Origin of the sequence: Bacillus cereus group sp. N31 (assembly GCF_016483245.1) — a bacterium.
GTDB lineage: Bacteria > Bacillota > Bacilli > Bacillales > Bacillaceae_G > Bacillus_A > Bacillus_A toyonensis.
In genome coordinates this window covers 22,070-33,944 of record NZ_JAEHCH010000025.1, presented here as the reverse complement: position 1 = coordinate 33,944, position 11,875 = coordinate 22,070, and the positions used below count along the sequence as shown (strand labels likewise).

Genomic DNA, 11,875 nt, shown 5'->3' with positions numbered 1-11,875 from the left:
CTATAAACAAATATTTATAATAGGTTTTATCTCCTTCTATAGCTACTTCAAGACATGGACATTATGACGTTACGAACAACACATTTAGGGAGGAACGAACAATGAAGAAAAAAGTTGTACCTGTTGTTGCATCTGTTTTAGGGGCAAGTCTATTACTAACTGCTTGCGGGGGAAATAAAGATAATGCAAGCAGAGCGAAAGCAAACGATAAAGTACCTGATAAACAAGCAATTAACTTATCATTCGCTTCAGAAATTCCAACAATGGATGTTGCAAAAGCAACGGATGGGGAATCCATGAACGTAATGCGAAATGTTTTTGAAGGTTTATATGCAATGGGCGAAGATAATAAACCAATTCCTGGTGTCGCTGAGTCGGTTGACGTTAGTCCTGATAAAACAAAATATACATTCCATCTTCGTGATTCGAAATGGTCAAACGGTACTCCTGTTACAGCAAAAGACTTCGTCTTCGCTTGGCAACGTGCCGTAAATCCTGAAACAGCTGCCGAATACGCATTCTTATTCTTCGATATAAAGAATGCAAAACAAATAAATCAAAAACAATTACCACTTGATCAATTAGGTGTCAAAGCCCTTGATGACAAAACTTTAGAAGTACAACTAGACCGTCCTGTTCCCTACTTCTTAAGCTTAACGACATTTGCAACATTCTTACCAATTAATGAAGATTACTTAAAATCGCAAGGTGATAAATACGGTTTAGAAACAAATCATTTAATCTACAACGGTGCTTTCACATTAGATAACTGGAAGCACGAACAAGGCTTCCAATTAAAGAAGAATCCTAACTATTGGGATGCTAAAACAGTAAAATTAGAAGAAATCAACTTCAATGTCGTTAAAGATAAGTCTACAGAAGTTAACTTATATGATTCAGGACAAATTGACCGTGTTGCTTTAACTGCGGAGTTTGTTGATAAATATAAGGGCGATCCAAACTTCAAAGAACGTGCTGAAGTCGGCATTCAATTTTTACGACTCAATCAAAAAAATGAAGTATTAAAAAATCAACATGCACGCCTTGCTATTAACGGCGCAATGAATAAAAAAGCATACGTAGAAACAATTTTAAATAACGGTGCTGTTCCAGCTGAAGGAATGGTTCCTGCGAAATTTGCAAAGAGCCCAGAGGGCACTGACTTCCGCAAAGAAAACGGAAACCTAGTCAAAGATGATGTGAAATCAGCGAAAGAAAACTGGAAAAAAGCGAAGCAAGAACTTAGTACTGACAAAGTAACACTTGAACTATTAACAAGTGATAATGCTTTAGCTAAAAAGACTGGCGAATATTTAAAAGGTGAACTGGAAAAGAATCTAGATGGATTAACAGTGAATTTAAAGCCACAACCACGTAAACAACAGTTGAAATTACTATTAAGTGGTGATTATGAAATCGGAATTGATGGCTGGGGTCCTGACTTCGCTGATCCTATTACATTCTTAGATTTATTCACAACAGATAGTGCTTATAACTTTGATAAATACTCTAACAAAGAGTACGACGAGCTAATTCATAAAGTGAAAACAGATTTAGCTGGCGATGAAAAAGCACGCTGGGAAGCAATGAAACAAGCTGAAAAAATCTTATTACAAGATGGCGCTGTCGCTCCTTTGTACCAACAAGGTCGCTCTTACTTACAACGCTCTTTCATTAAAGGACTTGTAACAACTGACTTCGGCGGTGAATTTAACTACAAGTGGGCAGAAGTTGCAAAATAATAAGTACTAATAAAAAGGTATCCAATTGAAGGATACCTTTTTACTGTGTACTTCATTAATTACAAGGTCTCTGTCCTTTATCATTTCTTTTATACCTATAGTGAGCCCCGCTACTAATTGTGTAACTAGTCTAATAAATAATAATGAGATAATATTTTCTCTAAATTAACTCCGGCAAATATTATTTTGTAGTAGCCATTCGCTACGCATGTTGCGGGAAATAATCCCACATATAGGAATAAACATTTGTGTTAAAGAAATGCGAAGAAGACTATTGTCAACAATCCTCTTTCCCATCTTTTTGTATTGAACTAAAACTCATAATAAATATAAATGCAAATATCAAATATGTTTTCCACGTCAAAGAAGGTATATGCCCTGACCAAAGATAGCTAATTAAATAGTTAATTCCCATAATACAAGATGACGCTACTAAACTAATACTTATTAGTTTTACATATTGGAGCATACATTTTCTCCTTATCTCATTCTTTTTCCATTTCTTCAAATTGCAGGTTCATTGGCTCTTCTAGAAGAGTTTTATAAAAACTTTCTGCCAAATCCGTTACAGGAATTTTTCCATCCACCTCATCAAATCGAATACTATCTAGCCAGACACAACCTTCTCCTGATAATAAAACACCAAATGCAATACCAAGTGCTTCTTCTTTTATATCTAATACAACCGAGTACGATTGCCAGTTATTCGTATTTTTAATTGGACGATTTTGCATGTTATCCATAGCAATCGGCTCCGTATTTTTTCCATCTACTCGCATCCACAATCCTGCCCAATCTTTTACATTCTCACTCTTAATAAATGCTGTTAAACGTAATCTCTTACCTACATAGTTATCCGCTCGAAACATTTGCATTAATGTTGAAAATCCTCCGTGCGTAACGTTCTCTTTTGCTTTTATATATGCAGATACTTTTCCTTGATGAGCAATTTCGTAATCTAAACCCATCTCATATTCAGCGGGATGACTTCCACTTAATACCCATCCTTTCGGTATACCTTTTTCCATTGAAATCCCCTCTCTTTCTATATAAAATGACTGGAAATACTTTCGATATTTTTTTGGTGGTAATTGAAACATTCTTTTAAAAGCTCTAGTAAATGCCTCTTGTGAGGAAAAACCGTATTGCACTGCAATATTAATGACCGCTCTTTCAGTCGAGACCAAATCTTGTGCAGCATGAGTTAATCTTCTCTTACGAACATAATCCGTTACACTCATCCCAACATATCTTTGAAAGATGCGATGAAAATGGTACATCGATACTGCACTGTGAGATGCCACTCTTTCTGTTGTAAGCTCCTCATGTAAGTGATTCTCTATATATTCAATTGATTTTTTTATTATCTCTTTATATTCTTCATGCATTTTAGTCCCTCCCTCACAACTTCAATTTACCATATACATACAAATCGTTTTTGATTTAAATTGCGGATTAGCCCTTATGACTGCAGGATAATAATTTATTTTCAACACATACATAATTACATGTTTTTGGGAAAAACTTGTATAGAACGAATTTACATAAGGAGGAATTTATAATGAGAATTCTACTATCAGTTTTATTAGCTCTTATGCTAGTACCTGCATTAACAGGATGTAAAGCTCCTGCAAAAGAAGACACAACTTCTAATAAAAAGACGACTGAAGAAGCAAAAAATGAGGCTCCTGCAGATTTAAAACTAAACTTCAATGAATTCGATTTAAAGGCAGACTACCAAGATACAAAGAAAGACTACGAAGCAGACTATAAAAATGTAGCAGCTGATAAGAAAATGGAAGCAAAAATTGAAGATCATAAAGCAGATGTAAAATTAACAGGAGACGAGGCTATCACAAAATTAAGCCCACTTCTACAAGAATTAAAATTTGATAAAGATACTGCTGACCAAGAAGTAATCGATCAAGTAGTGAACGTGTTCAAACTTGATAAAGACTATCAAAAATTCGATTTAGAAGTTGTCTTCTCTGATGGAACGAAAAAAGAATATAAAAGAGAAATAAAATAAAGAAGTAGGCGGTTGCCTACTTCTTTATTTTTTAATTTTTGCGTACCTTAGTTCTGGACTAGAACCGATAATGAATTGGACACCGGATACTGATGGTTTTTGTAAATATGAAGCACTTGGGAAAATAATTGGGATTAATGGTGAATCTGTAAACATAATATCTTCCGCTTTATGCAATAAGTCAAAACGCTTATCTTCGTTTTGTTCAACTTTTGCTTCTTTTACTAAAGCGTCAAATTCTTTATTATGCCATTTTGCATAGTTATTCGGACCATCACCTGCATATAAATCTAGTTTAGTAATTGGATCTAATAAAGAGCCGCCCCACCCCATATAGGCTAATTGGAAATCACTTTGCTTGTATGTGTCGATGTAACTCTTCCACTCTTTATTTTCTAATTTAATATCTACGCCAAGATTTTTCTTAAACATTTCTTGCATTGCTTCTGCTACTTTTTTATGTTGTGTATCTGTAGTGAATTTTAATGTTACTTCAGGTAATGTAGACCATCCTTGTTCTTTCATACCTTCTTCTAATAATTTTTTCGCTTCTGCTGGATCAAATTTAACGTAATCACCTTTTTCTTTACGGAAATCACGGCCACTTTGTGTTTTTGCTCCTTCTGGAACGAATGCATATGCTTCTTGCGCATTATTTTTATACAATTTTTCAACGATAAATTTGCGATCAACCGCTAATGAAAATGCTTTACGTACCTTCGCATTTGTAAACGGCTCTTTTTCTACGTTAAACGAGTAAATATAAGATGAGAATCCTGCAACACGCTTATATTCTTTATTTCCTTTTTCTTTTTCAATCATCTCTTGTGGTAAGCTACTTAGTAAATCTAATTCTTTTGATTTAAATAATTGATACGCTGTTTTAGAGTCTGGAATAATACGAAACTCAATTTCTTTTAGAGTTACCTTTTTATCGTAGAATTCTTTATTTTTTTGTACTGTAATTGCCTGGTTATGCTTCCACTCTTTTAACGTGAATGGCCCATTCGTAATTAACTCTTTTGGATCTGTTTTTAATTTATTATTATCATCAATTGACTTTTTAGATAATGGAATAAATAGTGAGCTTGCTAATTTTTGTTTAATAGAAGCAACTGGATGTTCAAGAGTTACCTTTAATGTTTGAGGATCAACGACTTGAATACCAACTTGTCCCTCTTCACCTTTTCCAGTATTATATGCCTCTGCCCCTTTAATAAAATACATTTCTGTCGCATTCATAGAACCCGTTTTCGGATTTAATAATCGCTTCCATGCAAATTCAAAATCATTTGCCGTAATAGGAGAACCATTTGACCATTTAATATCTTTCTTCAAATGGATTGTATATTCAGTTCCATCAGCATTTACTTCTTCTTTCTCTGCTAATTCATTTTGATATTTCCCATCACTATCTTGCGTATATAAACTTGAAAACAACTGCCCAATTATATAACCTGACGTGCTATCTGTCGCAATGGCAGAATCAAGGGTATACGGATCACTACTAATATTCGTTACTAATCGATCGCCTTCTCCCTTACCAGCACTCGCCTTTTGCGTCTCTTTCTTACCGCAAGCGACCGAAGTAATTGCTAAAACAGTCATAATGATAAACAGTAAAAACTTCTTCATCCTACATTCTCCTTTAACCTAAAATTTTTGGTGTTGATGCTAATAATGTTTTTGTATAAGAATGTTGTGGATTACGGAATACTTCGTCCGTATTTCCAGATTCAACAAGTTCTCCTTTATATAAAACAGCCACTTTTTCACATAAATAGTGAACCATCGGTAAATCATGTGCGATAAACAAATATGTATAGCCTTGTTCCTTTTGAATTTTTTGCAACAGATGTACAATTTGAATTTGCAATGAAACGTCTAATGCTGAAATTGGTTCATCAAGAATCAATGCTTCTGGCTCACACAATAACGCTCTTGCAATAGCGATACGTTGACGTTGTCCTCCGCTAAATTCATGCGGATATCGATCAATATATCTTCTATCTAATCCAACACGCTCTAGCGCATCACCTGCTACTTTATCCTTCAGCCCTTTATCACCTAAACCGAATGAAATATAACCTTCCGTTACACTATCGCGTACTTTCCAGCGCGGATTTAATGCAGCTGTGGAATCTTGAAAAATGAACTGTACTTTCTGTAAAAAATCTCGCTTATGAGCTGACTTCAGCGTGTGAACAACTTGACCGTTATAATTAATTTCACCAGACGTTGGACTCTCAATCCCCGCTATGAGCTTTCCAAGTGTTGTTTTTCCTGAACCACTTTCACCAATAATGCCAAGTGTTGTTCCTTTCGGGATAGAAAGTGATATGTCTTTTAACGCTGTGATTTCTTTACTTTTACTTCCATATGTTTTCGTTACTTGCTTTACAGTAATTAAATCTGTCGTCATGAGGCATTCACCTTCTCTTTTGATTTCGCTTTATTATGCTCTAGAACATGCTGCCAACAATGTGAACTATGCTCCTTAGAATATGTTGTTCTCTCTGGGAAACGATGAATACATTCTTTTATCGCTACTGGGCAACGATTTACAAAAGGACAACCAAAGCTATTTAATGTTTCAATGGAAGGTGTCGTTCCTTCTATAGCACGTAATACCTTTTCGGAATCATCCATATTCGGAATTGCTTGTAATAAGCTTTTCGTATATGGATGTTTAGGAGAACCTATTACCTCCTGTATCGTTCCTTTTTCAACAACACGTCCCCCGTACATAACAACTACTCGATCAGCTACTTCACGTACAAGTGCCAAATCATGTGTAATTAATAAAATACTCGTATTTTGTTTTTCTTTTCTTTCTTTTAATAGCCCCATAATTTGTTTCTGAATCGTTACATCTAACGCTGTTGTCGGCTCGTCTGCAATTACAAGCTTTGGATGACAAGCAAATGCAATTGCTAAGCAAATACGTTGCCTCATCCCCCCACTTAATTGATGTGGGTATTGCTCAAAGCGTTTCTCTGCTTCATGTATCCCTAAATCTTTTAGCAAGTTAATCGCAATTCCCTTTGCTTCTCTTTTCGATTTTTCCCCATGTTGCAAAATTACTTCTGTAATTTGTTTGCCTACCTTCATCGTTGGGTTTAAAGATGAAAGCGGATCTTGAAATATAAAGGAAATATCTTTTCCGCGAATTTGATTCCATTCTAATTCTTGTAAATTCGTTAATTCCTTTGATTGGAAAGATACATTTCCATCATCGATATGAATTGATTCTTGATTCAAGCCGATAATGGATTGTGCTGTAACACTTTTTCCTGAACCACTTTCTCCTACAAGTGCAACTATTTCACCTTCGTTAATAGAAAAGGAAACATGTTTCACAATTGCTTGCTTACTATTCTCTTTTTCAACGGCTAACGTTACGTTTTCTAAAGATAAGAGCTGTCCCATGTTTTTTCTCCTTTCGATTCCGTTTTACGATTTTTGGATCAATTGCATCTTGCAAACCATCACCAATTGCATTAAATGCGAACATAATGAGTGCAATCATGATTGCCGGGAAAAATAGCTGCCACCATTCTCCGCTCAATAATGTCCCGAGTGCATCATTCGTCATCGTCCCCCAACTTGCCGCTGGTGATTGTACCCCAAGTCCTATAAAGCTTAAAAATGATTCTGAAAAAATAGCTGCTGGAATTGTAAATGATAAATTGACGATAATAATCCCTGTTAAATTCGGAATTAAATGCCCATATATAATTTTCATATGTGATGTACCTAATCGCTCTGCTGCAATAACAAACTCTCGTTGTTTTAAAGACAATACTTGTGCTCGAATGAGACGAGCCATTCCAATCCATCCCGTTAATGCAAGGGCGATAATAATGGTGAAAAGACCTGGTTTCATAACAATTAATAGTAAAATAACAATTAGTAAATATGGGATGCCATATAATACTTCAATTCCTCTTATAATCCACTCATCAATTAACGTTCCAAGGCGATTACGCCCTCTCACATATCCACTAAATCCACCAATCAGTACACCAATCCCTATATCGAGGGCAGCTGCTACTAATCCAACTGTTAGTGAAATCTTCCCACCAGCCCAAGTACGTGCCCAAATATCTCTCCCTAGATCATCTGTTCCAAACCAATGTTCACTACTCGGCGGTAAATTTGTTGCCTCTTTTACTTGTTCACTCGCAGTAAATGAAGTTAAACTTTCGCCAATAAGCGAGAAAACAATAATTAGCAATAACGTCACTGTTCCTAAAACTGCGATTGGATTCGATATAAACTTACGAAACACTTCTTTCTTTCTGCTAATCGTTTGCTGATTTTTATTTATCGTTAATTCTTTTTTCTCTTCTTTCGTTAATAACTGTTCATTAATTTCATAAGCTCCCATTTAAATATCCCCCCTCCTTATGTAATAGAACGAATACGCGGATCAACAATGCGGTGAATAATATCTGTAATGAAGATACAAGTAATTAATAATGCACTATAGAAGATTGTTGTTCCCATAATCACCGGATAGTCTCGGTTAAAAATACTATCTACAAAATATTTTCCTAGGCCAGGAATTGAAAAGATTTTTTCAATAACGAAAGTCCCTGTTAAAAGTCCAGCCATTAACGGTCCAACAAATGTAAGTACTGGAACAATCGCATTTCGAAGAGCATGTCTTATAATAATCTTCTTAATTGGTATGCCTTTCGCTCTTGCTAGCTTAATATAATCACTCTGCAATACTTCGATCATATTAGAACGAACAAACCTTGTAATAACCGCAATTGGACCTAACGCCAATGCGAAAGATGGTAATACGGTATGTTCGAATGTTCCCCAAGACGCTACTGGTAAAAGCTCAAATTGAATAGCGAATACTTGTATAAATAGTGGTGCTAAAATAAAACTTGGAATAGAAATACCGAGAATTGCGAGCAAACTCACACTATAGTCAATTACTTTCCCATGATATAGAGCAGCAAATGTACCTGCAGCAATTCCGACTAACAATGAAATAACAAGTGCTTGTAGACCAATAATTGCTGATGGACCAAAGCCAGTTGTTATAATTTCTGATACACCTTGCCCGGTTGATTGAACAGATTCACCAAAATCAAAATGAACTACACCGTCTAAATAAGCAACATATTGATTCCACAACGGTTCATCAAGGTGATACTTCGCTCTCATGTTTTGAATCACTTCTTCAGGAAAGATTTTTGCATCTGATGAAAATGGATCTCCCGGAATGATATGCATAATTAGAAATGTTACTGTCGTAATAACCCATAGTGTGAACACCATAACCGATAATTTTTTAATTACATACACTTCAATAACCCCCTAAACATATATATTTACTTAGTTTTATGAACGTACTTTTTCCATTACTCCCTTTTCTCTTTTTAGAATACAAAAAGCCTTGATCTTAAAAAATAAGATCAAGGCTTAATAAACAAAGGCCCATCACTTATCTTTCAAGACTTGCTTGCTGGAATTAGCACGGTGTTCCTATTACAGAACCCGCTGCTGAGGTGTCATAGGGCCAGTCCCTCTACCTCTCTGGATAAGTAAATTGCTATATTATTATTTGGTTCAAATTGTATATTTCGAATTATAATTCTGAAAAAATGAAAAGTCAATCAAATTGGATATATTTAGAAAAATCAGTTTTTAATGAGGCCATTTATCTAAATCGCAGTTTTTTGTTTATAATATAAAGAAATGATATTAAAGGAGCTATATGATGGATTCCTTACTTCTAGCAACTATAGGACTGCCATTAACAATTGTCATACTTGTTATCATTGGATTTTATAAACTTTTCATTAAAAAGAAAAGCGTTACTTCTTTTTACACACCCTTCGATAATATTACCGGACAAACTATTTCCGAATTTCACGAAGAGCAGAAAGTGTTAGTATACGAAGATGAAGATGGTGATGGTAAGAAGAAAAAATAACCTTGCATGTGCAAGGTTATTTTTTCGTTTCTGTTTGAAAACGTTTATAGTATGTCGATGCTGTTGCAAAATTAATTTCTATATCACGAATTAATGATGAATCTTCTTCTTTAGCTAACTTCTGTAATTTTTTCATCGCTTGTTCCGATTCATTCAAGAAACCAACATATACCTCATGTTCTTGCTCTTTCGACTTCGGAACATGAATTTCTTTACGTATATTATCAATATCTTCTAACATGCTCGTTGTTACTTTTTGCACATCTTCTTTATATGTAGCATTCGTTATTTCCTTACCGCCCTTTTCCTTTGCCACTTCAAATAACTGCAGTGCTTTATTGATTTCTTTATTCATTTTTATATCATATTTTTCATGTACTGCAAGGTATTCTTTCATCTCTTCTGTTTGTTCTGTAGATTGCTCTACCTTCTCTTTCGGTTCTTTCGTATCTTTATTTCCATTACACCCCGCTAGCAGAATCATACTTCCCATTACAGCAATACCCAAAACCTTCTTCATCTCTTTTTCTCCTTTTATCTACATCTACTTCTATCTATAGTTTCTTTTATCTCCACTTGTTATTATACCGAGAACGCCCTACTTTTTACACTTAAGAGGATACCTTAATATATATACCAACATTTTTGTCACAGTATCGTCACTTTATGCAAATAACTTTTGCATCACCTTACAAAGCTGTATGAGTTATTTCAAAGAAATGAAAAAAGAGTTGATTCAAAAATATTTGAATCAACTCTTTTTTATAATTTAAGCTTCTAAATTTTGTCTTTGTTGCAGTTCAAACTGCTTTTCACTTCTTCTGGCCATAAATAGATAACATAATACAGCACCAATTTCACAAAGAGCTATCACAATACCCATCGGCAATGCCGTATTACTTCCACCAATACCTACTAATGGTGCAACAAGTGCCCCTGAAATAAACTGTAATAAGCCTAGTAAAGCTGATGCTGTTCCTGCCGCTTGTTTTTGATTTCTCATTGCTAACGAGAAGCCGGTTGTCGATACAACCCCAACACTTGATACAACAAGGAATAACGAGCATAAAACACCAATGAAACCTATTCCTAATACGATTGTAAGTAGTAGAGATAAGCCACCAACAGCGGCGATAATAATACCGGAAACAAATAATGTTTTCTCATTCACTTTTCCTGCTAAACGACCAGTAACTTGGCTGGCAATAATAATACCGATACCGTTAATCGCAAAGAATAAACTAAACTGCTGTGGTGATGCCCCGTATATATTTTGCAACACAAATGGTGATCCCGAAATGTAGGCAAACATTGCCGCTGTTACTAATCCTTGTGACAATGCATATCCCATAAACAAGCGATCTTTCAGAAGCTTTCCGTATGTCGCCAATGTTCCTGACAAACCACCTGTCTCTCTTTCTTCAGGAGGTAATGTTTCACGTAATACGAAAGTAGCCGAGATTAACATAAATACACTAATTGCTCCAAGAACGATAAAGACACCACGCCACGTTGTAAACTGTAATAATTGCCCCCCGATAATCGGGGCCAAAATAGGTGCTGCTCCGTTTACTAACATAAGTAATGAGAAAAACTTCGTCATTTCAGAACCTGAGTACATATCTCTTACCATTGCACGGGATATAACGATACCAGCAGAGCCCGAAGCGCCTTGTAAGAAACGTAAAAGCACTAAAGTCCAAATAGACGGTGCTACAGCACAAAGTAATGAAGAAGCAACATAAATAATAAGAGCCATAATAAGAGGTTTGCGCCTTCCGTAAATATCACTAATTGAACCGACAAATAATTGTCCTACTGAAAGCCCAAGTAAACATGCTGTCAACGTAAGCTGCGCAAGGGATGCACCCGTTTGTAAATCATCCGTTAATTTCGGTAACGAAGGCAAATACATATCAATAGATAACGGCCCAATTGCCGTAAGTGTTCCTAATACAAGAATCATCCATAACCTGTTCATCTTTACAGGTTTACATATTTCGTGATTAACTTCATTCACTTTTTCCATTCACCCTTTCGTATACATAATGAATCGTAACAATTATAGTTACAACATAAACATACGTCAAGTATAGCGCATTTTCCTCTTTCATAATGTAAAAAAAAAGCGATAGAAATTCTATCGCT

The 11,875-nt window shown here is 35.3% G+C and carries 12 protein-coding genes, 1 pseudogene and 1 riboswitch; of the genes and pseudogenes, 3 read left to right on the top strand and 10 right to left on the bottom strand.

Annotated elements, in window-relative coordinates:
• The first annotated feature begins 101 nt into the window (after positions 1–101).
• Positions 102–1,742, top strand: a complete 1,641-nt coding sequence (locus JDS81_RS24005) for a peptide ABC transporter substrate-binding protein (protein ID WP_097953593.1) — start codon at positions 102–104, stop codon at positions 1,740–1,742.
• A gap of 6 nt (positions 1,743–1,748) precedes the next feature.
• On the opposite strand, the pseudogene JDS81_RS30565 reads toward JDS81_RS24005, so the two are convergent.
• From JDS81_RS30565 to JDS81_RS23995, 3 genes and pseudogenes are all read right to left on the bottom strand, one after another.
• Positions 1,749–2,026, bottom strand: a pseudogene (locus JDS81_RS30565) (hypothetical protein).
• On the bottom strand, positions 2,020–2,211 hold the full coding sequence (locus JDS81_RS24000; protein ID WP_000942528.1) for a hypothetical protein: 192 nt from the start codon (positions 2,209–2,211) through the stop codon (positions 2,020–2,022). Before JDS81_RS24000 ends, JDS81_RS30565 begins: the two are co-directional and overlap by 7 nt.
• Before the next feature lie 16 nt (positions 2,212–2,227).
• Complete coding sequence (locus JDS81_RS23995) at positions 2,228–3,130, bottom strand: helix-turn-helix transcriptional regulator (RefSeq protein ID WP_097953594.1); 903 nt, start codon at positions 3,128–3,130, stop codon at positions 2,228–2,230.
• 173 nt (positions 3,131–3,303) lie between these two features.
• On the opposite strand from JDS81_RS23995, the gene JDS81_RS23990 reads away from it, so the two are divergent.
• Positions 3,304–3,771: a YusW family protein gene (locus JDS81_RS23990; RefSeq protein ID WP_001221551.1), complete on the top strand. Its 468-nt coding sequence runs from the start codon at positions 3,304–3,306 to the stop codon at positions 3,769–3,771.
• A 24-nt stretch (positions 3,772–3,795) separates the two neighbouring features.
• Here the strand turns inward: JDS81_RS23990 and JDS81_RS23985 are convergent, their stop codons facing one another.
• Genes JDS81_RS23985 through JDS81_RS23965 form a run of 5 tightly spaced genes read right to left on the bottom strand, consistent with a single transcriptional unit; the run spans position 3,796 to position 9,096 of the window.
• Complete coding sequence (locus tag JDS81_RS23985) at positions 3,796–5,406, bottom strand: peptide ABC transporter substrate-binding protein (RefSeq protein WP_097953595.1); 1,611 nt, start codon at positions 5,404–5,406, stop codon at positions 3,796–3,798.
• A gap of 13 nt (positions 5,407–5,419) precedes the next feature.
• A complete protein-coding gene (locus JDS81_RS23980) occupies positions 5,420–6,193 on the bottom strand; it encodes an ABC transporter ATP-binding protein (RefSeq protein ID WP_097953596.1) in 774 nt (257 codons plus the stop codon).
• Positions 6,190–7,200 (bottom strand): ABC transporter ATP-binding protein, encoded by a 1,011-nt coding sequence (locus JDS81_RS23975; RefSeq protein WP_097953597.1) that lies wholly within the window; start codon positions 7,198–7,200, stop codon positions 6,190–6,192. The genes JDS81_RS23980 and JDS81_RS23975 overlap by 4 nt, the downstream gene beginning before the upstream one ends.
• Positions 7,157–8,161 carry an ABC transporter permease gene (locus JDS81_RS23970; protein WP_097953598.1) on the bottom strand — a complete coding sequence of 335 codons (1,005 nt, stop codon included), beginning with the start codon at positions 8,159–8,161 and terminating at the stop codon, positions 7,157–7,159. Before JDS81_RS23970 ends, JDS81_RS23975 begins: the two co-directional genes overlap by 44 nt.
• A 17-nt stretch (positions 8,162–8,178) precedes the next feature.
• A complete protein-coding gene (locus tag JDS81_RS23965; RefSeq protein WP_000289322.1) occupies positions 8,179–9,096 on the bottom strand; it encodes an ABC transporter permease in 918 nt (305 codons plus the stop codon).
• Positions 9,097–9,232: 136 nt separating this feature from the next.
• A riboswitch (SAM riboswitch) is annotated at positions 9,233–9,338 on the bottom strand.
• A gap of 173 nt (positions 9,339–9,511) precedes the next feature.
• Between JDS81_RS23965 and JDS81_RS23960 the strand changes: the two genes are divergently transcribed.
• Positions 9,512–9,727: a DUF3951 domain-containing protein gene (locus JDS81_RS23960; RefSeq protein ID WP_097953599.1), complete on the top strand. Its 216-nt coding sequence runs from the start codon at positions 9,512–9,514 to the stop codon at positions 9,725–9,727.
• A 16-nt stretch (positions 9,728–9,743) separates the two neighbouring features.
• On the opposite strand, the gene JDS81_RS23955 is transcribed toward JDS81_RS23960, so the two are convergent.
• Positions 9,744–10,247: a hypothetical protein gene (locus JDS81_RS23955; RefSeq protein ID WP_000756524.1), complete on the bottom strand. Its 504-nt coding sequence runs from the start codon at positions 10,245–10,247 to the stop codon at positions 9,744–9,746.
• A 249-nt stretch (positions 10,248–10,496) separates the two neighbouring features.
• Positions 10,497–11,756 (bottom strand): multidrug effflux MFS transporter, encoded by a 1,260-nt coding sequence (locus JDS81_RS23950; RefSeq protein WP_142311511.1) that lies wholly within the window; start codon positions 11,754–11,756, stop codon positions 10,497–10,499.
• Between the last annotated feature and the right edge of the window lie 119 nt (positions 11,757–11,875).